Origin of the sequence: Coprococcus eutactus, assembly GCF_001404675.1 — a bacterium.
GTDB classification, from domain to species: Bacteria; Bacillota; Clostridia; order Lachnospirales; family Lachnospiraceae; genus Coprococcus; species Coprococcus aceti.
The window spans coordinates 842218-865612 of record NZ_CYXU01000001.1 but is presented as its reverse complement, the minus strand read 5'-3'; the positions used below and the strand labels follow the sequence as shown (position 1 = coordinate 865612).

19 protein-coding genes are annotated in these 23395 nt (G+C 40.5%); all 19 read left to right on the top strand.

The features are described from left to right. Positions 1-77 precede the first annotated feature (77 nt). The 19 genes from ARA78_RS03785 to trmD all read left to right on the top strand — a co-directional run bounded on the left by ARA78_RS03785 (position 78) and on the right by trmD (position 23366). Positions 78-539, top strand: coding sequence for a MarR family winged helix-turn-helix transcriptional regulator (locus ARA78_RS03785; RefSeq protein ID WP_055273486.1), 462 nt, complete (start codon positions 78-80; stop codon positions 537-539). Beyond that, positions 536-1231 (top strand): YczE/YyaS/YitT family protein, encoded by a 696-nt coding sequence (locus ARA78_RS03780; protein ID WP_055280006.1) that lies wholly within the window; start codon positions 536-538, stop codon positions 1229-1231. The genes ARA78_RS03785 and ARA78_RS03780 overlap by 4 nt, the downstream gene beginning before the upstream one ends. Positions 1232-1532: 301 nt before the next feature. Beyond that, a complete protein-coding gene (locus ARA78_RS03775) occupies positions 1533-3035 on the top strand; it encodes a type I restriction-modification system subunit M (protein ID WP_055280005.1) in 1503 nt (500 codons plus the stop codon). Beyond that, positions 3025-3501: a restriction endonuclease subunit S gene (locus ARA78_RS03770; protein WP_055280004.1), complete on the top strand. Its 477-nt coding sequence runs from the start codon at positions 3025-3027 to the stop codon at positions 3499-3501. Before ARA78_RS03775 ends, ARA78_RS03770 begins: the two co-directional genes overlap by 11 nt. Positions 3502-3509: 8 nt before the next feature. After that, positions 3510-4079, top strand: coding sequence for a restriction endonuclease subunit S (locus ARA78_RS03765; protein WP_156329366.1), 570 nt, complete (start codon positions 3510-3512; stop codon positions 4077-4079). A gap of 507 nt (positions 4080-4586) precedes the next feature. Beyond that, a complete protein-coding gene (gene xerA, locus ARA78_RS03760; RefSeq protein WP_055280002.1) occupies positions 4587-5555 on the top strand; it encodes a site-specific tyrosine recombinase/integron integrase in 969 nt (322 codons plus the stop codon). A gap of 7 nt (positions 5556-5562) precedes the next feature. Next, positions 5563-6774, top strand: coding sequence for a restriction endonuclease subunit S (locus tag ARA78_RS13585; RefSeq protein ID WP_082423598.1), 1212 nt, complete (start codon positions 5563-5565; stop codon positions 6772-6774). Positions 6775-6812: 38 nt separating this feature from the next. Then, positions 6813-7673, top strand: a complete 861-nt coding sequence (locus ARA78_RS03750; RefSeq protein ID WP_055280001.1) for an FRG domain-containing protein — start codon at positions 6813-6815, stop codon at positions 7671-7673. Positions 7674-7751: 78 nt separating this feature from the next. Beyond that, positions 7752-10928: a type I restriction endonuclease subunit R gene (locus ARA78_RS03745; RefSeq protein ID WP_055280000.1), complete on the top strand. Its 3177-nt coding sequence runs from the start codon at positions 7752-7754 to the stop codon at positions 10926-10928. Positions 10929-10941: 13 nt separating this feature from the next. Then, complete coding sequence (locus ARA78_RS03740; RefSeq protein WP_055279999.1) at positions 10942-13008, top strand: DUF262 and DUF1524 domain-containing protein; 2067 nt, start codon at positions 10942-10944, stop codon at positions 13006-13008. Between the two features lie 50 nt (positions 13009-13058). Continuing rightward, a complete protein-coding gene (locus ARA78_RS03735) occupies positions 13059-13460 on the top strand; it encodes a hypothetical protein (RefSeq protein WP_156329363.1) in 402 nt (133 codons plus the stop codon). A gap of 21 nt (positions 13461-13481) precedes the next feature. Beyond that, positions 13482-19022: a DUF4132 domain-containing protein gene (locus tag ARA78_RS03730; protein WP_055279998.1), complete on the top strand. Its 5541-nt coding sequence runs from the start codon at positions 13482-13484 to the stop codon at positions 19020-19022. A gap of 135 nt (positions 19023-19157) precedes the next feature. Then, positions 19158-19346, top strand: coding sequence for a hypothetical protein (locus ARA78_RS03725; RefSeq protein ID WP_055144626.1), 189 nt, complete (start codon positions 19158-19160; stop codon positions 19344-19346). 199 nt (positions 19347-19545) lie between these two features. Beyond that, positions 19546-19902, top strand: a complete 357-nt coding sequence (gene ylxM / locus ARA78_RS03720) for a YlxM family DNA-binding protein (RefSeq protein ID WP_022059475.1) — start codon at positions 19546-19548, stop codon at positions 19900-19902. Between the two features lie 30 nt (positions 19903-19932). Next, the gene (gene ffh, locus ARA78_RS03715; RefSeq protein WP_055279997.1) at positions 19933-21279 is read left to right on the top strand and encodes a signal recognition particle protein; all 1347 of its coding nucleotides are present in this window, start codon (positions 19933-19935) and stop codon (positions 21277-21279) included. Positions 21280-21304: 25 nt separating this feature from the next. After that, positions 21305-21550, top strand: a complete 246-nt coding sequence (gene rpsP / locus ARA78_RS03710) for a 30S ribosomal protein S16 (protein ID WP_004851225.1) — start codon at positions 21305-21307, stop codon at positions 21548-21550. 102 nt (positions 21551-21652) lie between these two features. Further along, positions 21653-21880: a KH domain-containing protein gene (locus ARA78_RS03705; RefSeq protein ID WP_004851223.1), complete on the top strand. Its 228-nt coding sequence runs from the start codon at positions 21653-21655 to the stop codon at positions 21878-21880. A 168-nt stretch (positions 21881-22048) separates the two neighbouring features. Then, positions 22049-22591 (top strand): ribosome maturation factor RimM, encoded by a 543-nt coding sequence (gene rimM / locus ARA78_RS03700; protein ID WP_015534851.1) that lies wholly within the window; start codon positions 22049-22051, stop codon positions 22589-22591. A 49-nt stretch (positions 22592-22640) separates the two neighbouring features. Continuing rightward, entirely contained in the window at positions 22641-23366 is a 726-nt protein-coding gene (gene trmD / locus ARA78_RS03695; protein WP_015534852.1) for a tRNA (guanosine(37)-N1)-methyltransferase TrmD, read from the top strand. Positions 23367-23395 lie beyond the last annotated feature (29 nt).

Genomic DNA, 23395 nt, shown 5'->3' with positions numbered 1-23395 from the left:
CATGGGTAAAAATATGTGTATAATATCGTTAGCATTCTAATAATTAGAATTATAACTATCTGGAGAGGAGAATCCATATGGACGAACATACAAAATCCATACATTATCTGCTGATGGCGGATCATTTCATGGTGCAGAAGGCATTGCTGAGTCAGATAAAGGATACAGAGCTCACCATGGGACAGCCCAAGGTGCTGGACTATCTGAAGGATCATGATGGGGCGTGCCAGAAGGATATTGCAGCGGGATGTCATATAGAGCCGGCATCGATAACCGCTGTGTTGAGTGGCATGGAGAATAAAGGATATATACAGAGAAGTACAAAGTCAGGGGACAGAAGATCCCTGTACGTGTATTTGACAGATAAGGGCAGAGAGTATGTGGAGATGCTCAATAAGAAGTTTGACTTAGTTGAATCTGTGGCGCTGAGGGGATTTACAACGGAAGAGACGGAAGAATTGCAGTCACTTCTTGTAAGGGTGTACGATAATATGAAGGGCAGCGAAAAAGACAACAGAAAAGAGGAACGTAAGAGATGAAGAACATGAAGGTAAGAATTCCAATGTATTTCGTTGGATTGTTTATTATGACTATAGGAATTGCACTGTCGGTAAAATCCAATCTCGGTGTGTCGCCGGTGAGTTCCATACCATATACCATGACCTGTGTATGGGGAATAGAGATGGGAAAGGCTACGATCATATTCCATGCGGCACTTGTGCTTATACAGATCCTATTACTCAGGAAGCGGTTCAAGCCGATCAATCTGCTTCAGGTGGTCGTGGGAATCGTGTTCGGATATTTTACAACATTCTGCAATTACCTGGCTACATTTCTGCCGAGCACTGATAATATAGCGATGAGAATTGTGCTTATGCTTGTGAGTACTGTATTCATAGCGGTTGGAATCTTTTTCTATCTGCCGGCCAATCTTATTCCGCTTGCCGGAGAGGGTGTCATGCAGGCTGTATCAGAGGTCACACACATTGAATTTTCAAAGGTAAAGATCGGATTTGACTGTTCTATGGTGGCTGTGTCGGTCGTAACATGTCTGATCTGCATACATAGTCTTGGAAGTGTGGGAGCCGGTACGGTTATTGCCGCATTCCTTGTTGGATTCAATCTTGGCAAGTTGAATAAGGCATTTGGCGGAAAACGAGATAAACTTCTTGGAAAGCACACATACACTGAGGAGGAAGTGCTCAGGGAGAGAATGGAGCAATTGCATTAGGACTTTTGGATAAAATTGTATCGTATAAACTATTTTATAATGGTAATCAAAATTACCAATTAGAACTGCAATCTGCCTGCACTGTATTTGAAGTCGTCGAAATCATCGGGTATCCGTGAGAGTTCGTCTATGTGTGCCTGACTGTCATATGGCTCATTTGCATTTATATGATGTTCCATATCTGTTATTTTCCCTTCATAAATGGCTAGCCTGGGGAGTTTTATTTGTTTGCTTTTGATATTCCGTGGTGTATAATTTATAGCATGATAAATAAAAATTTGCGCATAGGAGGAGAGGGAAGATGGCTGATAAGAATACTGCTGAAATAGGCTTTGAAAAACAGATTTGGGATGCGGCATGTGTACTTCGTGGAAATCTGGATGCATCAGAGTATAAAAGTGTTGTGCTTGGTCTGATTTTCTTGAAATACATATCGGATAGATTCGATGAGAAATATAATGAACTTGTGGAAGAAGGAGACGGATTTGAGGAAGATGTAGATGAATATACATCAGAAGGTATCTTCTTTGTACCTGCAGGAGCACGTTGGAATGATATAGCAGCAAATGCGCATACTCCGGAGATAGGAACAATAATAGATAATGCAATGCGAGCTATAGAGAAAGAAAATAAGAGACTTAAGGATATTCTTCCTAAGAATTTTGCCAGACCAGAGCTTGATAAGAGGCGTCTTGGGGATGTAGTGGACTTATTTACAAATATTCAGATGATTGAACATGGGAATGAGAAGGACATTCTTGGTCGAACATATGAATATTGTCTGTCAATGTTTGCCGAGCAGGAAGGCAAGCGTGGAGGAGAATTCTTTACTCCGTCATGTGTTGTGCGTACTCTCGTGGAAGTTCTCAAACCATTCAAAGGCCGTGTGTATGATCCGGCATGTGGATCAGGTGGTATGTTTGTTCAGTCGGCGAAATTCATAGAAAAGCATAGTGGAAATATAAGTGATATATCAATATATGGTCAGGATTCCAATCCAACGACATGGAAGATGGCTCAGATGAACCTTGCTATACGAGGAATAGAGCCTGATTTGGGATCTTATGCAGCGGATACATTCCTTGAAGATCGCCATCCAACATTGCGCGCGGATTACATCATGGCAAATCCGCCATTTAACCTTTCAAACTGGGGAGCTGATAAGTTAAAAGATGATGTACGTTGGAAGTATGGAATGCCACCGGCAGGAAATGCAAACTTTGCATGGTTGGAGCATATGATATATCATCTTGCGCCGTCAGGAAAGATAGGTATGGTTCTTGCAAATGGCTCTCTGTCATCACAGTCTGGCGGAGAGGGAGAAATTCGTAAGAACATAATAAATGCTGATTTGGTAGAGTGCATCGTTGCTATGCCAACTCAGTTATTCTACACAACTCAGATCCCGGTATCATTGTGGTTCCTTAATAAACAGAAAAAACAGTCTGGCAAAACTTTGTTCATAGATGCTCGTAAGATGGGGACGATGGTTAGCCGCAAGCTCAGAGAGCTCACAGATGAAGATATTCAGAAAATAGCAGATGCATATACAGCATTTGTCGATGGAACTCTTGAAGATGTGAAGGGATTCTGTGCAGTTGCAGATATTGCAGAGATTGAAAAACAGGATTTCATACTCACTCCGGGCAGATATGTAGGAATAGAAGAACAGGAGGATGATGGAGAGCCGTTCGAGGAGAAGATGACAAGGCTTACATCGGAACTGTCTGAATTGTTTGATAAGAGTCGTGAGTTGGAGGATGAGATTCGTAGGAAGTTGAGGGCGATTGGGTATGATATATAATAAATACACATTGAAAGAGCTTGCAACTATCCGGTATGGAAAGAATCAAAAGAATGTTGTTTCGTTAGACGGATCTTTTCCGATATATGGTACAGGAGGCTTGATGGGGTATGCAAGTAAATATCTATATGATAAGCCATCTGTATTAATTGGCAGGAAAGGAACAATAGATAAAGTTAGATATGTTACGCACCCGTTTTGGACCGTAGATACACTTTTTTATACAGAAATAAATGATGCGATAGTTTTACCCCATTTTCTGTATTATGTTTTATCTTTATTAGACTTGAGAAAATACAATGAAGGAACATCAATACCTAGTCTAAGAACAGAGACTTTAAATAGGCTGGAATTATATATACCGCCATTAAGTGAACAGAAAAAAATTCTGTCTTTTATAGAGCCAATTGAAGAAAAAATAGATATTAATTCTAGGATAAATAGGAATTTAGCACTGGTTGCATAAATAGGAATTTGTCGGAACAGTTGAAAGTTATTTTTTCAAAGATGTTTCCAACTATTGCTGATAACGGTAGTAATACATTAGAAGAAATCATCTCTTTTTCAAATGGTAAAAAGAGACCTGATACAGAGGGAAAAGTGCCAGTATATGGTGGGAATGGGATTCTTTCTTATACAGACAAATCAAACGCTGAGAACTGTGTGATTATTGGACGAGTAGGTGCTTATTGTGGTAGTTTGTACTTATCAATTGAACCATGCTGGATAAGTGATAATGCAATTAAGGCAGAAGCAAAAAATAGTAAATCACAGATGTTTATATACTATTTATTACAGGAGCTGGCTTTATCGAATAGACATATAGGTACGAGTCAGCCACTATTAACACAGGGAATATTAAATGCAATTCCTTTTACATGCCCTAGTGAAGAAGGTATTATTTCTTTTTGCAAGAAAGCTAATGATATTCAAAAACTAATAGATATGAATACAATAGAGAATAAAAGGTTATCTGAATTAAGAGATACTTTACTTCCAAAACTTATGTCGGGAGAACTTGATGTATCTGATTTGAATATTTAGTTACTCCGACAAATGGTAATTGTTATGATTATACTTAAATAATAAAAACGATATATTTGACATAAAAGCGGTTAAATGCTAATATAAGTGTAAAGAGGTGCTACCGATAGACGGTTAGCCCTGATATTGTTGACAAGAAATAACCGCCAAGTTTTCTCAGGACCGGGCGGTTATTTTTTTGTCTTATTTCTTATCATTGCTCTTAGAGCCAACGGCATAACCAAGAGCAAAGCATGTTATGCATAAGCTGATGATGGCTATAAAAAGTTCCGTTGTAAGCATAAGCACAAACCTCCGTAATAGATTTCCGTAAATGGATGTATCTATGTAAACACAGGCTATAAACTCCTGTGGCGAAGGCTAACCGCCTACCGAATAGGGTAGCACCTCTTATATTATAACAAACATATGTTCGATAATCAATATACATGAAAAGATAAATTTTTATTTATTTTGTATTTTTATTATATTCTCTTGATAATGTAAGGAGTAAAGGAGGATTTCAATATGAATCAAGAGATAATAAATGAAGTGCTTTGTCAGATGATACCGCATTTATCTAATGATCAGATAGTGCTGTTAAAGAATGTGTTAGAGGGAGCAATGCTGAAGAGTGGAACGGGTTCGGATCAATCTGATGAAGTGTTGGTTGATAGTTTTATTGCTGCAAAACGTCTTGAGGGATGCTCGGATAGAACACTGGTATTTTATAGGAATACAATAGATAAAATGTTAACCTCAATTGGAAAGAATATTAAAGCCATTACGACAGATGATTTGCGAGGATATCTTTCAGAGTACCAAAACAGTAATATGGTTAGTAAGGTTACAATAGATAATATACGAAGGAATCTGTCAAGTTTCTTTTCTTGGCTTGAGGATGAAAATTATATACTTAAAAGCCCGGTAAGACGTATACATAGGGTTAAAGCTACGACTTCTGTAAAGGAAACGTATACTGATGAAGACTTGGAACGGTTAAGGGATAACTGTACGGAGTTGAGGGATTTGGCGTTGATTGATATATTGGCATCAACAGGGATGAGAGTTGGGGAGTTAGTAAGACTTAATCGCGTAGACATCAATTTTAATGAAAGAGAATGTGTTGTTTTTGGAAAGGGAGATAAGGAACGAATCGTTTATTTTGATGCAAGGACGAAGATACATCTGCAGAATTACTTGGATGATAGAATAGATAATAACCCAGCGTTGTTTGTTGGCTTGAAACAACCATATAATAGGTTGAAAATAGGCGGCGTAGAATCGAGACTTAAGAGAATGGGAAATGCTATTCAGGTTGAGAAGGTACATCCGCATAAATTTAGAAGAACAATGGCAACGACAGCAATAGATAAAGGTATGCCGATTGAACAGGTTCAGAAGCTGTTGGGGCATGAAAAGATAGATACAACATTGCATTATGCGATGGTGAAACAGAGTAATGTTAAGAATGCACATAGAAAGTATATAGGGTAGTTTGGTTATGATTTATAAATTAAAAGATATATGTATTAGAATAACAGATGGATCTCATTTTAGTCCGAAGGCTAAAACAAATGGATATCCCATGTTTTCTGTAAAAGATATGTTAACATATGGCTTTGACTATTCAAATTGCAAAAGAATATGTAAAGAGGATTTTGAAAAGATGTTAAAAAGTGGGTGCGTACCACAAGCAGGTGATGTTTTAGTTGCTAAGGATGGCAGCTATCTAAAGGAAATATTTGTGTGTACAGAAACAAAAAAGGAAGCAGTGCTCTCATCTATTGCAATATTTAGACCTAATCAGAAAATAGTTAATTCCTATTTTTTATGTTATTTACTAAAATCACCTAATATATATAATTATATATCTTCAAATTGTGTTTCAGGATCTGCTTTGCCAAGAATAATTTTAAAAGCATTTAAGGAGATAGAAGTAGATATACCAGATTTGCATGTACAGGAAAACATAGTTCGCATATTAAAATTGCTTGATGATAAAATAGCTTTAAATACTAGAATAAATAGGAATTTGTCGGAGCAGGCTGCCGCATTATATAAATCTTGGTTTGTGGATTTTGAACCTTTCGAAGGAGAAAAACCAGATGATTGGAATGATGGTACAGTTGGCGATTTAGCCAATGAAATTGTTTGTGGTAAGACGCCTTCAACAAAGAAAGAAGAATACTATGGCAAAGATGTACCGTTTGTAACTATTCCTGATATGCATGGATGCATTTACACAGTTCATACAGAGCGAAAACTGTCTGTATTGGGAGCAGATTCACAAAGTAAAAAGACACTTCCTAAGAATAGTATTTGTGTAAGTTGCATTGGAACTGCTGGACTTGTGGTATTATTGTCAGAACCAAGTCAAACTAATCAGCAGATAAATACAATTGTTCCTAAAGCCAATTATTCACCGTACTATATATATTTAATGATGGATACAATGGCAGAGACGATAAATAAGCTTGGACAGGCAGGAAGTACAATTGTTAATTTAAATAAGACACAATTTGGTAAGATGGAAGTGATGATACCGTCAGTGGCTGCAATGTCTGATTTTGATGAAATCGTTGAGCCTATGTTTAAAGAAATTTTATCGAATCAAATTGAAAATAAAGAATTATTGTTGTTGAGAGATGAATTACTACCAAAGCTAATGGTGGGAGATATTGATCTTTCAGATATAGAATTATTAAAGAGGTGAAATCTTCGGAAAAGTAAAGCTGAAGGGATGTAAATTACATGTATAATATTATTGATAATTTTGATAAAAAAACTCCATCGGAAGTTAATGTTAATATTGTGAAATTGAATTGTGGAATTGATATAAAGACATTCCAAATCGAGACTGTTCATGATTTAGTTCAATTTATTGGTTTTGGAAAGTATATAAATAATAAAATTGGAAATGTATATTTCAGAGGTCAAACATCATTATATGATGGAAAAATGATACCATCATTATATAGGGGAAAGACTAAATTGGATAGTATTACAATGAAATATAATAAGAGAATAAAAAATGTTATTTCGAGTAATAAGCTATTTAATTCGTATGATAGGAGCGTTTTTGAACCGTTGGTACAACATTATGGAGTTAAAACTCCGTATATTGATTTAGTAGACAATGTTTGGGTAGCATTGTGGTTTGCTCTTCATCAAGCAAAAGTTGTTGCTATCAATTCTCATGAATATGTATATTACTATGATTCAAAAGAAGAGTATTCGTATATAGTTTTAATGATATCTGATGCTTTACAAGAAACAAGTAAGTCAGGAATATACCAGGGAAAGAACACGACATTGGTTGATTTAAGAAAAGCTACACCATCATTTTTTTTAAGACCACATGCACAGCATGCATATATGCTTAGAAAGAACGATCAATATCCAGGAGATTATAGCGATTTGATAGTTGGAATTGCCAAGATTCCAACGAGATTAGGGTTAAAATGGTTAGGTCAAAATGAATTCTTAACTTTGAATAGTTTATTTCCTGCCGCCTATTTTGATTCTGGATATAAAATGTTATTGAAAACATATCCGGAAAATAAACAACATACAGTGAATGAATTTGGTTCAATACAGATTTTAACGGATTGAGTGGTGATTATATTTAATAGTTGGTTAATTAAATTTTTATTTGCTCTACAAAACACAACACAAAGGGGAGGGGAATAAATGCCGGGTTTATTTACAGAAGATACATATGAACAAGCGATAATAGAGCTGTTCGAGAATATGGGATATGACCATATCTATGCGCCGGATTTTGACAGGGATTACACCAGCCCGTTGATGGATTCGGTACTTAGGGATAGTTTGGTGCGTGTCAATCGGGGATTGCCTGTAGATGCCATAGAAGAAGCTATTAATAAGCTTAGGACATTTGATACTGGAAGCTTGTTGCAGAAAAATATGACATTTATGGACTATCTGCAGAATGGAATTACAGTGAAGTTCTTTGTGAATGGCGAGGAACAGGCAACTATAGTGAAATTGGTTGACTATGAGAAGATAGACAACAATACGTTCTATGTGGTAAATCAGTATACATTTGTTGAGAATGGCAATAACAGGCGGCCGGATATTATTCTGTTTATAAATGGCATGCCACTTGTGTTGATGGAGCTTAAGAGTCCTTCTAAGGATGAGGTAGGAGTAGAGAATGCATATAAGCAGATTCGTAATTACATCAAGGACATACCATCTCTGTTTTATTACAATGCAATATGTGTAATCAGTGATCTTTCATCGAATAAAGCGGGAACTATAACATCCGGGCTTGATAGATTTATGGATTGGAAATGCAAGGATGGAAGTAAGGAAGAGAGCGGGTTTGCGGAATTTGAGACATTCTATGAGGGAATGTTTCAGAAGAAAAGACTGCTTGATATACTGAAGAACTTTATACTTTTTTCAGGAACGGGTACTGGTAGATTTAAGGTGCTTGCGGGATATCATCAGTATTTCGCAGTTAGAAAAGCTATAGAGAGGGCAAAGATTGCAACAAGAACGGACGGAAAAGGTGGTGTGTTCTGGCATACACAGGGTTCAGGTAAGTCACTCTCTATGGTATTTTATGCGCATTTGCTGCAGGAGGCACTTGATAGCCCTACCATAGTCGTAATGACAGATCGTATTGATCTGGACGATCAGCTCTATGCACAGTTTTCTCAGTGTGCAGATTTCCTCAGACAGACTCCTGTTCAGGCGGAGAGTAAGGAACATCTTAAGTCACTCCTTGATGGCAGAAGTGCAAATGGTATTATTTTCACAACTATGTTCAAGTTTGAGCGAGGTGAGAAACCTCTTTCAGAACGCAGAAACATTGTGGTTATGGCGGATGAGGCCCATCGTGGTCAGTATGGATTTGAGGAGAAGATTGTAGTATCCGAGAATCAGGCAGGAGAGAAAGAGGCACATACTGTTGTAGGAAATGCAAGAGTCATACATGATGCCCTGCCGAACGCTACGTTTATAGGATTTACCGGAACTCCAATATCAGCGAAAGATAGAAATACCAGGGAGGTATTTGGCGATTATATAGATATTTATGATATGACGCAGGCGGTTGAAGATGGGGCGACCAGACCTGTGTATTATGAGAGCAGAGTTGTTCATCTGAAACTTGATGAGAATACGCTTGCACTTATTGATTCGACTTATGATATTCTTGAGCAGCAATCCGATAAAGCAACGATAGAGAAGAGCAAGAAGATGCTGGGACAAATGGAGAGTGTCCTCGGCGCTGATTCAACTATTGCGTCATTATGCGATGATATTGTGGAACATTACGAGAAGTACAGGGCTAATCTGCTTACAGGTAAGGCTATGATAGTTGCCTATTCTCGTACAATAGCCATGAAGATATACAGAAGAATTCTTGAGATACGACCTGATTGGAAAGAGAAGGTTGGAGTAGTAATGACTGGTGGCAACAATGATCCAGAGGATTGGAAGGAGATAATTGGTACCAAGGCACATAAGGAAGAACTTGCAAGAAAATTCAAAGATAATGACGATCCAATGAAGATTGCAATAGTAGTGGATATGTGGCTGACAGGGTTTGATGTTCCGTCACTTGCGACTATGTATGTATATAAGCCTATGCATGGGTATAATCTTATGCAAGCGATAGCGCGTGTTAATCGTGTGTTTAAGGACAAAGAAGGTGGTCTTATTGTTGACTATGTAGGTATAGCTTCTGCGCTTAAGGCTGCCATGAAGGAATATACTGAGAGGGATAAAAACACATATGGGGATATGAATATTGCTAAAGTGGCATATCCTAAGTTCCAGGAAAAACTACAGGTGTGCAAGGATCTGCTACATGGATTTGATTTCAGTGGATTTATAGATGGCTCGCCGCTTGTTATGGCAAAACTTATAACCAAGGGAGTGAATTTTGTCCTTGATGCGAGGGTACCTGACAGAAAGGATTTGTTCTTGAAGGAGGCTATGCTGTTAAGACAGTCCCAGTCTCTCTGTTCAAGTATGACTACTGAGAAAGAACGCCATGAGGCAGCCTATATGGAGGCGGTTCGTTCAACAGTTATAAAGATTACATATGGCGGTGCAGATGGAAAGACACTATCACTTAAGGAGATAAACAACCAGATAAATGATCTGCTCAAGGCAGCAGTTCAAAGTGAGGGTGTAATCAATCTGTTTGACAGTAGCAAGACTGGTGGAGAGAACTTCAGCTTATTTGATCCGGCTGTATTGGATGAAATATCCAAAATGAAAGAAAAGAACATTGCTGTGGAAATATTGAAAAAACTCATGGCAGAGCAGGTATCTTTATACAAAAGAACAAATGTTGTTCAGTCGCAGAAGTTTTCAGAGAAGATAGCGCAGCTTATGAATTCGTATTACAACGGACTTATAACAAATGAGGAAGTAATAAAAGAGCTTCTTGAGACTGCTGAAGAGATTGCAAATCTGTATAAGAATGGACAGAAGCTTGGACTTTCCCAGGAGGAATTGGCATTCTATGATGCGCTGACAAAGCCGGAACATATAAAAGATTTTTATAAAAATGATGAATTGATTGCGCTTACCAAGGAACTGACGGAAATGCTCAGAAAGAATAGAACCATAGACTGGCAGAAGAAGGAAACTGCAAGGGCAACTATGCGAAAGATGGTTAAGAGACTGCTTAAGAAACATGATTACCCACCAGAGGATTATGATTTTGCCATAAATACAGTAATAAGTCAGTGCGAGCTGTGGACGGATAATAGCGATGCGCCTTATATGGAAAAGCATGACAGTACTTTTAGATATAGTGAAGAGGCAAAACTTGCTAATGTTGCTGAGGGGAAAACAATGTACACAATAAGTAAAAATAGTTAGGAGGGGATTGTTAATGGATGCACGAAAGGGTAATATTTTTGAAATTTTGAATGGCAATAAGCAATTTATAATACCTGTATATCAGAGATATTATAGCTGGGGAGAAGAGCAGTGTAAAAGATTATGGGATGATATTGTAAATATGCAGAAAAATGGCAAGCCTGGACATTTTGTTGGTTCAATAGTTAATATTGCTGAACAGGCAATGCCAACAGGCGTTCAAAAATATATGATTATAGATGGACAACAGCGTATGACGACATTAACTTTGTTGCTTATAGCGCTTAGAAATTATGTTCTGATGCATCCAGATGATAATTCAATAAATGCGAAACGTATTGATGGTATGCTTTTAAAAAATGAATATGAGAGTGGCATAGATCAATACAAGTTACTGCTTACAGAAAATGATAGAGAAATATTAATCAGTCTTGTAGAAAATAAGCCAATTAATTCAAATGTTAAATCACGTATATTAGATAACTATATGTATTTTAAGGACAAGGTTTCGGAAAAAATTCTAATGCTTGATGAAATATGGGACTCTATTGGTAAATTGCAGATTGTGAATATTACATTGGATCGTGCAATTGATGATGCTCAGGCAATATTTGAAAGTCTAAACTCTACAGGAAAAGAATTGTCAGAATCTGATCTTATACGAAATTATGTTCTTATGGGGTTAGAACCTTCAGAACAGACATATGTATATGAACATTTGTGGAGACCTATGGAGAATTTGTTTATATATGATACACAAGAGACTGTCATGGATGCTTTTTTCAGACATTATTTAACGATGAAGATAACCCGTATACCGAAACAAGGGAGAGTGTATGAAGAGTTTAAATTATATCACTTAAATTGCGAATTTGGTACTATTTCAGAATTGTGTCATGATTTGTTGGATTATGCGAAATATTATACAGATATAGTATTTAAGAGAAACGATGACGTAGAGTTAAGAAAGCTATATGGAGATATTGTTGATTTGAGGATGGAAGTATCTTATCCATTCTTATTAAAATTACATCATGATTGTTGTGAAAAAGTTATATCAAAAGATGAACTTAAAGAAATTTTGAGACTGTGTATAAGTTATGTTCTTAGAAGAGGAATTTGTGACATACCAACAAATTCTATGAATAAGACTTTTGCAACATTCAAAAATTTCATTAGACAGGATGATTATCTTAATTCCGTCAAGGCTCATTTTATTTTGCAGGACACATATAAAGAATTTCCAGATGATGGCAAGTTTGGAGCTGCGTTTGTTAGTAGAGATATATATAATATGCGTGTTAGAAACTATATTCTAACCAGACTTGAGAATTATGACAATAAGGCACCGATTGTTATTGAGAACTATACTATAGAGCATATTATGCCACAGAATAGGAAACTTTCTACAGAGTGGCAGCGTGATTTAGGAGATAATTGGGAGAGTATTCAAAAAAGATATCTTCACACAATTGGAAACTTAACATTAACTGCTTACAATTCAGAAATGAGTGATAAATCGTTCATAGAAAAAATGAATATGGAGGGTGGTTTTAAAGAAAGCGCACTTAGATTAAATAAATATATTTTAGGGTTAACTGAATGGAACGAATCTCATATCCAGGAAAGGGCAAGGTTGTTGGCTGAAAAAGCGGAGAAGATATGGCCGTATCCTTCAATGAATGATCATGAGCTCGCCCCATATAAGATAGAGGAAAAAGTTCCTCAGAAATATAGTTTAGATACATACGATACAAATGCATTCACTAAGATATTGTTTACAGCTTTAGATAAAAGAATAATGAATCTTTCTCCAGCGGTAAAAAGAGAGTATAAGAAATTGTATGTAGCGTATAAACTTGATACAAATTTTGTAGACATTGTATTTCAGAAACAACGACTTCGTATAAGTATAAATATGAAATTCTCAGATATAGTAGATCCAGAAGGAATCTGCAAGGATGTTACTGGACTGGGAAGATGGGGAAATGGAGATGTTGAGTTGTTCATGGAACATAATGATGAGCTCGACACGGTTATGGAAATCATAGAGCAATCTTATAATGCTCAAGCAGAATGAGATAAATGTACAAAAATAATAACTTTCGGGGGAATCACATGACTTTATACATGAACATAAAACAGCTTGGCAAGCGGAAGAACACAGTGCACAAGGTCCCATTTGAATATGACACAGCACCGAGCACGCTGCGGGAACTCATAACAGAGACAGTAAAGATCTGCGTGGCACAGTACATATCCCGCATGGATCGCGGCGATGCAGTGCTGACAGATGAACAGATCGATGATATGGGAAGAATAGGAAAGATAGCGTTCGGGATCGTCTATGGGGAGAAGAAACCGGATGTGGATGAAGCAGTGAAGACAGCCATTCAAGGATTTGAGGATGGGCTGTTCAGAGTGTTCCGCGGTATGGATGAATTAACGGAGCTGGACAGGGAAGAGAAGTTTAACGAAGGGGATGAGATCACATTTATCCGCCTCACAATGCTGGCGGGCAGAATGTGGTAGAACATAAAGAAAGGGGTTACAATGGCGGTGGACAAGAAGACAAGGTTTGAGCTTGAGGAGCAGAAGAAGATCGCAGATGAAGTGAGAGAGGCATTTGACGAGAATTCCACGAAGCTCAGAAAGAGCTACAGTGCGGATGCGCAGAAGCTTCTTAAGGAGATGGATAATTACTATGGAGATGTAAAAGAGTCAACGATCGGCAAGAGACTTGAGACATTTCTTGAGAATGAAAAGAATGTTCCTTCGGAATTCTTCAGGAACGAGCTGAAGCATTTGCCGGGGTGGGTGCCAGATCATCTGATGGAAGATTTCTACACTTCTATAGACAGCATAATCAAGTGGCAGACAAGCCAGTATTATTACAGAAGAACCATGCGTACGAAGAGGTATGGGGCATTTCTTGACAGATATTTCAGGATCATGAATGAATATCACTCCATGGGGATATACGGATGTGACATAGTATCTCTCTACAAGGAGAAATTACCGCAGGATATATTGTGCTATTACAGGGATGGCAACAGCAATGGGTATAGAATAGTATCTGAATATTGGATACAGGCGGAGCTCGACAGGGGGAATGCAGAACTTGAGGAAGTGCTCATGGACATCATGTTCGGTGAGAGTGCGCAGGCAAGGCTCACGACAAATATCCTCAGGGGAATATATATGAGTTCCAACACAAGACTCCATGAGGCTGTAGGCAAGCTGCTCGTTGCGGCAAAGCTTCAGGAGGGACTCAGGCAGGCGATCTGTGAGAACATGGATTATGGAACGGCAGGTGCATTTATGACCCTGTTCCATGTGATAAAGGAGAATGATCTTCTGAGATTCTCATCTGTCATGAGGGCTGTAGCCACCTGGACGGGACTTGTGGCTGACGAGGAGAGCAAGCTTGACCGTATACAGAAGAAACAGCTGCTTCTTATAGATACATATCTGAATGATGAAAATGCAAGGCGTGAAGCTTTATCCGGCGAGGATGCCATGCAGATCTATCTTGCGCTGTGGAGCTATGGTTTCTTTGATGTGGACGAGGCATGCCATGTGATGAACAAGCTGGCGCTTGATGGCAGCAGACACCAAAGACTGGTATTTGGCACATATATCAGGGCAATGAGTCTGGGAAAGGTGTACACACACAGCGTTGCAAAGGAATTTATCAAGAGATTCCCAGACGAGATGGACACCATGGCGGTCATCATGCCAAGCTTTATGTCGGATTACCAGCCTTATATGAATAGTCTCATATATAAAGACGGCAGATCGTACAACAATGAACTTAAGAAAATGACATTTGCCGAGGTGGACAAATATTTTGACAGCAGGAAAGAATGTCAGGAGATGTACGATATCCTCATGGGCATACTTGAGCGCATGCCAAAGAAGAGGCTTGAGTTTGATCCGTGTGTATTTCCATGGAATGCCGAATATCTGGACAGATCCGCAATCATCATGAGACTTGCGGTCTGTGCAAGTGCTCTCAGGGATGAGGACAAGATCACTTACATAGCGGAGATGGTTCCTGAGATAGATTCCGCAAGGTACAGCAGAGATGCGCTTCTGCTTCTGCTTGTAAGGCAGCCGGCAAATGACAGACAGCGTGCCATACTGGTGGATGCGGTTGCCGACAAGGAGACATATACCAGAAACAAGGCGGCGATGATCGTTAAGGATATGAAACTTTCGCCGGAGAATTATGTACAGCTTGAGAATATGCTCAAGTACAAGAAGTCAGACATAAGGGAGACTGTACTGTCTATACTTTATAAGCTTGACGGTGATGACATGTACGATCTCATCGGAAGACTTCTCACAGATTCCAAGGAGGAGAAGAGAACAGCGGGACTTGATCTGCTGCTCCAGCTCAAAAATGATGAGAACAGGCAGAAACTTTTTGCAGATTGTGTTGGTCATATAGACGCTATGCAGAGGGAGTCTGCGAATGGAAGATCCAGTGTTACAACTAAGGAGCAGATTCTTATACGTGAGATTAAAAATGTTGGCACAGACCGGGCTGGTGCAGATGAGGGATATGGACTTTATGATGTAAATACGTACTATGAGCCGATATTTGACAAGAGTTATCTGGCTGAGTGCCTTGAGCTGTACAAAAAGTATTTCCCTGAAAGCGGGATTGCAAATGATAATCTGTGCAAGACTGCCAAGAGCGATGGTGCATTTGCAAAACTCAAATCAAAGATTGTGCCTAAAAAGAAAGACACGACATCTGATTCAGAAGTTATAAATATATTAAGAAAATTTGATGCATTTGTGGATGAGCACAAAAATGATGAGTATGAGATGGCCGACGGAGAGATCGGCTTGCTTGGTGAGTCAGGTGGGAACATATATGTGAGCCGTGACAAGGTGGTATGTGAGGAATTGTGGGTAGATTTCTACGAGAAAAATATTCAGACTCCGTATATGTGCATGCAGCTCTATGTGTATCTGAATGGCTACAACAGTGACAAACAGGATTTCAAAAAGTACTGCGAGAGCTTTATGTTGGATATGTTTGGAAATATATATATAGAAGAATGTCCGGCATTCGGATATCTTGCCATTGTCAGAGCTGTAATTGGATTCCTGTATAGAAGATATGTGATGGATAGTGACAAGATGAGACTTGCCGTTGTGGCAGCAGACTATCTGCTTGGAAGAAGTGATGAGCTCATATATACATTTGGCGGGAATAAAGGTGGCAGCAGTATATCTGGTGATGATTCAAAGGTATATCACAGAAGTGTGCTCACAAATGAGCAGATCATGATAATAACAAGGTGGCTTGCGATCGATGGTGACAGCGATATATTAGATGTAAAAGAGGATTCTGACGAGGCAAGGCAGAATGAAGAGAATTTCAGGCATTTGTTTCCATACAACTATGCCCTTGCAAAGTGTCATAACTTTAATATACCTTCAGACGTTGTAAATGATAGAAATTCATATTACTGGGTACACACAGGAAGTGTCATGCCGGTTCCTGGTCTCCTGAACTATATTGCCGCATACAGCCGTGGTATTATATCCAGGGATTATATGTACAAGATGGCATTTGAGGGGAATTCCTTGGATAGGAGCCTCAAATGTGTATCTGACGTGATGCGTTTTATAACGGAGCGCAACAGGAAGGTGCAGACCAGAGGCTATGAGTGGGGATATACGGAGCGTGAAAGGCTGAGGAGTGTGAGGCAGATACTTCTTCACAGTCCGGAAGGAGAGTTCTCGGAGACGGACGAGAAAAGGCTGGATATAGCTAAGAAGTTGTACACTGATATGTCCGAGCTTGTGCTTTCTGCAGAGCTCACAAGGGGAGATACAGAGACAGAATTCTCTCCATATATATACGGGCTTACAAGAATATTCGGTGCGGAGTATTTTGTCAGGATACTGTCAGCCCTCGGCAAGGAGACCCTGGAGAGATCAACGTATTTCAATACCAGTTATTACTATAACCGTCAGAAGGTCAGCAAGAAGAATAGTATGTCGCATCTTCTTCAGGCGTGTGTGCCTGATGCAAATGACAGTGCGGAGACTCTGAAGGCCTATCTTACAGGTACGGATATAAGTGATGCCAGGCTTATAGAGGCAGCTATGTATTCTCCGGAGTGGATAGATATAGTTGGAGAGTATCTTGGATGGGATGGATTTACTGCGGGATGCTATTACTTCATGGCGCACATGAACGAGTCATTTGATGACAAGAGAAAGGCTATGATAGCGAGATTTACACCGCTTGAGGTGGATGAGCTGAACGACGGGGCATTTGACAGGACGTGGTTTACCGAAGTCTATGAAAGGTTGGGTGACAAACGTTTCCAGCTCATATACAAGGCGGCGAAATACATTTCGGACGGTGCAAAGCATACCAGGGCGAGAAAATACGCGGATGCGGCACTTGGCAAATATGATGAGCCCGAGCTGATGGCTGAGATCGAGGCAAAGAGAAACAAAGATCTGCTCATGGCGGTGGGAATCCTGCCGATAGAGAATGAGGAGCAGATAAAGGACAGATACATGTTCCTTCAGAAGTTCAAGAAGGAGAGCAGGCAGTTCGGAGCACAGAGGAGAGCCAGCGAGGCGGCAGCAGTTTCTACAGCTATGCGCAATATGGCGATCAATGCCGGATATCAGGACGTGACGAGACTTACCCTACGTATGGAAAGCCTTGTGGTTCAGGGCATGACAGAATATTTTCAGCCGCATGAGGTCGGAGAAGTGACCGTATGGCTTGAGATGGAGAACGGCGGCAAATGCGCTGTCATCTGTGAGAAGAACGGCAAACAGTTAAAGTCCGTTCCGGCAAAGATCAAGAAGGATGAGTATGTATTGGCTCTGATGGATGCCAAGAAGCAGATGGCGGAGCAGTCAAGGCGTACAAAGGCGATGCTTGAGGATGCGATGGAGAGTCAGGAGGAATACACCTGGGCTGAGATCAGGGGCATGCTGGAGAATCCTGTTATACATGACATAGTGGCTGCTTTGGTGTTCAAGGTGGCGGAGCCGGATGGCGTGAAGGCAGAGTTTGATAATGCGGCTGACAGTATTATGTCAGGGGCAAATGAACTTGATGATAGCAAGAATGTTGTGCTGGGATTTGCTGCTGAGGATGGATTCAATACATTTGTGGCAACGTCTATTGGTGATGAATGTGATCAGACATCGGGTGGGCAGAAATCTACTGACGGCGATATTGTACAGCCATCAGAGAATTGTGCTCAGACTGTAAGGCACATAGAGCTGTCAGACGACACCAGACTCACAGTAGCACATCCATTCCACATGTACATGGCTGGCAAATGGCATGATATACAGAAATATGTATTTGACAACAAGATCGTCCAGCCGTTCAAGCAGGTGTTCAGAGAGCTCTATGTGAAGACCGAAGAGGAAATGAACATGGAACATTCCCTCAGATACGCGGGCAATCAGATCCAGCCGAAGAAGACACTAGGCTGCCTGAAGTCAAGACACTGGGTGGCTGATATAGAGGATGGACTTCAGAAGGTGTACTACAAGGAGAATATAGTAGCGCGGATCTACGCTCTTGCAGACTGGTTCTCACCTGCAGATATAGAATCACCGACGCTTGAATGGGTGGTATTTTCGGATAGAAAGACAGGAAAGGATCTCAAGATCAAGGATATCCCAGATATCATATTCTCTGAGGTCATGAGGGATGTGGACATGGCTGTTTCCGTGGCGCATGCAGGAGGCGTGGATCCTGAGACCTCACACTCAACTGTTGAGATGCGAAAGGCGATAGCAGAATTCACTATGCCACTTTTCAAGCTGACAAATGTCACATTTACAAAGAACCATGCAGTGATAGAGGGCAAGCGTGCCAATTATACAGTCCACCTTGGAAGCGGAGTGGTGCATCAGGAGGCAGGCCCTATGATAAATGTACTTCCTGTACACTCCCAGAGGCGGGGCAGAATATTCCTGCCATTCGTGGATGATGATCCAAAGACCTCGGAGGTGCTCACGAAGATACTGTTCTTTGCGGAGGACAATAAGATCAAGGATCCATATATACTGGAGCAGATCGAGGCGTAATGTCAGCATAATGATAAGATGATGGTTCAGAATGTATCTTGTCGGTTGTTTACATGGCATGTATAGAGGTGGAATATAGTGACTGGAAAAAGTTTTATTTCTAAATTAAAGTTAAAACACAAGGGGAACGCAAAGTTGTTCCCCTATGATGAGGCAAAGCATGAGGCTGTCATCAGATGTTCTATCTGCACCGGAGAACAGGTCGCCGGATTCAGGAGCAGAGAGGACGGGAGCTTTGTGGGTGTGATGGTGATACAGTCGGAGAAGGATCTTGAGAATTTTAAGAGACTTTACCGGGTGGATGATGTGAAGAAGATATATTGAATACAGTTTGTAAAACTATCGCTGTAGCGATATAACAAACATACAGGGTTTTGTGTTGTAAGACGGAGGATTTGCTGCAAATATAAATATAATTCACTTTGTCAAGAAAAAACACTTGACAACCCACCCTGCCTGTATTAGAATAGCCCATGGTAAAGCAAAAACACTTTACATGCAAGTGCGTTACGGAGAGTTTGTTATGGAGAAGATAGTCAGACAGTCTATGTTATATGATTTTTATGGTGAGCTGCTCACAGAGCATCAGAAGAGCGTGTACGAGGATGTTGTGAACAATGACATGTCTTACTCAGAGATAGCGAGACTCAACAACATAAGCAGACAGGGCGTATATGATATGGTAAGGCGCTGTGACAAGATTCTCGAGGAGTATGAGGAGAAGCTTATGCTGGTACATAAGTTCATGAAGGCACAGGAACAGGTTCAGAAGATCAAGGAATGTGCGGATGAGCTCAAGGCGATGAACTCGGATGAACGGCTTGCGGGCAGAATTGAAGATATAGTGAATTATTCAGATAAGATACTCGAAGATTTCTGATGATAGATAATATCAGAAGGGAGAATGTCTATGGCATTTGACAGTTTATCAGATAAACTGCAGAACGTATTTAAGAAGCTGAGAAGCAAGGGCGTACTTACAGAAGATGATGTCAAGGAGGCTATGAAGGAAGTTAAAAGAGCACTTCTTGAGGCCGACGTTAACTTCAAAGTTGTCAAGTCATTTGTCAAGTCGGTGAGTGACAGAGCTGTAGGAGAGGAAGTTCTCAAGGGTCTGAATCCTGGACACATGGTCATCAAGATCGTTAAGGAAGAGATGGATAAGCTCATGGGCTCTGAGATGACAGAGATCAAGCTCAGGCCATCGAATGAGATCACGATCATCATGATGTGTGGACTTCAGGGTGCAGGTAAGACCACCACAGCGGCAAAGCTTGCATATCAGTTCAAGAACAAAGGCAAGAAGCCACTTCTTGTGGCATGTGATGTATATAGACCAGCGGCTATCAAACAGTTGCAGGTGAATGGTGAGAAGGTTGGCGTTCCCGTATTTGCCATGGGAGACAACAACAAGCCATTGGATATTGCGAAGGCTGCTATACAGCATGCGGCCAAGAACAATATCAATCTCGTATTTCTCGATACAGCAGGCCGACTTCATGTTGATGAAGACATGATGAATGAGCTTGCAGAGATAAAGGCGAATATAGATGTTGCATACACGATACTCACCGTCGATTCCATGACAGGTCAGGATGCGGTAAATGTTGCGACATCATTCAATGATAAGATAGGTATAGATGGTGTCATCCTCACAAAGCTGGATGGTGATACCAGAGGCGGTGCCGCACTGTCGATCAAGGCAGTAACGGGCAAGCCAATCCTGTACTCAGGTATGGGAGAGAAGCTTACCGATCTGGAGCCATTTTACCCGGATCGTATGGCGAGCCGAATCCTCGGAATGGGTGATGTAGAGTCACTTATTGAGAAAGCCCAGTCGGCCATCGACGAGGAGAAGGCCAAAGAGATGGAACAGAAGTTCCGCAAAGCAAGTTTTGATTTCAACGATTTTCTTGATCAGATGGCTCAGCTTGATCAGATGGGCGGCATGCAGGAGATCCTTTCGATGATGCCAGGCATGGCAAGTCAGATGAAGAATGTTGAGATAGATGAGAACGCTGCTAAAACACCAAAAGCAATCATTCAGTCCATGACACCGAGAGAGCGTTCACTTCAGGATCCGATATCGCCATCCAGAAAGAAGCGTATCGCAGATGGAGCAGGTGTCCAGATAGCAGATGTGAATCGCTTCCTTAAACAGTTTGAACAGTCTAAGAAGATGATGAAGCAGATGTCAGGCATGATGGGCGGAAAGAGAAGACGCGGTGGTTTTAAAATGCCTTTTGGCTTAAGATAATTAATATTTAGGAGGAACAAGAACAATGGCAGTAAAGATTAGATTAAGAAGAATGGGTTATAAGAAGCATCCTTTCTACAGAGTAATCGTAGCAGATTCAAGATCACCAAGAGATGGTAGATTCATCGAGGAAATCGGAACATATGATCCTAACCAGGAGCCATCTGTAGTAAAGATCGACGAGGAGGCTGCTAAGAAGTGGTTAGCTACAGGAGCACAGCCAACTGAGTCAGTTGCAAAGTTATTAAAGCAGGCAGGTATCGAGAAGTAATTTTACGGATGTATCAGCTTTTCTATGAAAAGCTGATATGCAGCGCCAGCCATCGACGAAGTCGATTTTGCGTGGCTGGTGTTCCATTTGGGAGGTATAGAGATGAAAGATTTAGTAGAAATCATTGCAAAGTCCCTAGTAGATCATCCTGAGCAGATAGCTGTAACCGAGACTGAAGAAGACGGCATAATAAAGATAGACCTTACTGTCGCACCAGAGGACATGGGTAAGGTAATCGGCAAGCAGGGCAGAATAGCCAAATCCATCCGTACAGTTGTCAAGGCAGCTGCTTCAAAGGGTGATAAGAAGGTTGTCGTTGATATTAAGTAGAACTGCATAAGCAGGATAAGTGGTATTTCTTAATCTTCATATGACAGAGGATTTTATTACCGAGTTAAGAGGGGGAGTTTATACTCCCCCTTATATTATATGTCATAGGCGTAGGCCTGATGACCTGCGCGCGCTTAAGCGCGCTACCATATTTATATAGGAGAGAGCATGGAACATAACACAGAAGACAGACTCAGAGTAGGAGTGATAACCTCAAGCCATGGTATAAAGGGTGAGGTTAAGGTATATCCGACAACGGATGACAATGATCGTTTCAAGACCTTGAAGAAGTGCTATCTGTCAAATGGAAGAGAGACTTTGGAGGTTAATTGTACATCTTGCAAATTTTTGAAAAATATGGTTATTCTTAAGTTCAAAGAATACGATAACATAAATGATATAGAGCGTTTTAAGAACTATGACATACTTGTTGACAGGGAGGATGCAGTTCCTCTCATGGATGGAGAGTTCTTCATCTGTGATGTCCTTGACGCTGATGTATATGATCAGAATGACGAGCACATAGGAATCCTTGACGACGTGCTGGAGACTCCGGCAAATGATGTATTTGTCGTTAAGAAGGATGATGGCAGCGAGATCCTTATACCTGTAGTACCGGATTTCGTGTTCGATGTTGACACAGAGAATAAGAAGGTCAAGGTCAGAACATTTGAGATGGTAGAAGCAGATGATTCAGATGACGAGGATTGATCGCATACAGACGTTTGGTGAGATGATGAACATATACTAGGAGCGGACTATGAATTTTTATATTTTGACACTTTTCCCCGAGATGGTTATGAATGGACTTTCAACGAGTATCACGGGAAGGGCCATAGAGTCGGGAAAACTTCATATAGAAGCTATAAATATAAGAGATTACACCCAGGATAAACACAATCATGTGGATGATTACCCATATGGGGGAGGTGCAGGCATGGTCATGCAGGCGCAGCCTGTGTATGATGCATACACGGCACTGGTGGAGAAGCTTGGCAGAAAACCATGGGTCATATATATGACTCCGCAGGGAAGAACCTTCAATCAGGGTATTGCACAGGAGCTCTCGGAGAAGGAGGACATAGTTCTTCTGTGTGGCCATTACGAGGGAATAGATGAGAGGGTCCTTGAGATGATAGTCGATGACTATATGTCCATAGGCGATTTTGTGCTGACTGGCGGAGAACTTCCAGCCATGGCTATCGTGGATGCTGTATCCAGACTTGTTCCAGGTGTGCTGAACAATGAGGACAGTGCTGAGATAGAGACATTTTATAACAATCTGCTTGAGTATCCGCAGTACACCAGACCTCCTGAATTCATGGGGAAGAAGGTTCCGGATGTACTGCTTTCGGGCAACCATAAGCTCATAAATGAGTGGCGACTTGAACAGTCTATCACCAGGACGAAGGAGCACAGGCCGGACATGTACGAGAAGTATATGATCGAGAATCCTCCTAAGGAGAAAAAGAAACGAAGAAAATAGCAGGTTGCCACCTGTGGTCTTAAGGTGGT